A 706-nucleotide genomic window follows, 5' to 3' on the forward strand; every position below is an offset into this window, starting at 1 on the left:
ACCTGATGATCGGGCCCGCCTGGATCATGGGTTTTCTGTATCGCAAATGGGGAATTAAATACTGAGGCATTCTTGCAGGGCCGCTATAGGAGCACCTCTCGAGGTGCGAACCGAGCGACAGCGAGGATGAATTCCAGGCCTGTGCCGACAGTTTTATCTGATAACGCTTTGGAGCAGGCATTTTTGCCATTCCTTCGCCCAAGCTCAGGTTCGCACCTCGAGAAGTGCTCCTACAGTAACGTCTCCGTACCGCCTTTCCCCATTCGTACTTTTGCAGTAGTTTATAGGCCTACAACAACACCGTTTGGGGAAGGATTACCTGCATGGGCACTCTGATTTTTTTCGGCATTATCATTGCCGTCATCATTTACATCATTGCCGTCTACAACCGGCTTATCGCCCTGAAGAATCGCTTCAAGAACGGCTTTGCACAAATTGATGTGCAGCTACAGCGCCGCCACGACCTGATCCCCAACCTGGTGGAAACTGCCAAAGGCTATATGAGCCACGAGAAAGAGACGCTTACCCAGGTCATCGAGGCCCGCAACCAGGCGGTTAGCGCCAAACAGGCCGCCGCCGCCCACCCGGACGACGCCAGCGCCGTGACGCAACTTGGCAAGGCGGAATCCCTGTTGTCCGGCTCACTGGCCAACTTCTTTGCGCTGAGTGAAAACTACCCGGACCTGAAAGCCAACGACACCATGGC

2 protein-coding genes are annotated in these 706 nt (G+C 54.4%); one reads left to right on the plus strand and one right to left on the minus strand.

Features of this window, described 5'->3' with window-relative positions; genetic code table 11:
* Nucleotides 1–190, minus strand: a 190-nt coding sequence (locus tag A3730_RS32470; protein WP_231883820.1) for a hypothetical protein, incomplete at its 3' end; no start/stop codon positions are given.
* A 133-nt stretch (nucleotides 191–323) separates the two neighbouring features.
* Between A3730_RS32470 and A3730_RS02640 the strand changes: the two genes are divergently transcribed.
* Nucleotides 324–706 (plus strand): LemA family protein (locus tag A3730_RS02640; RefSeq protein WP_063537427.1); only part of this gene is annotated, 383 nt, incomplete at its 3' end.

It is taken from the genome of Alcanivorax sp. HI0044 (genome assembly GCF_001634945.1).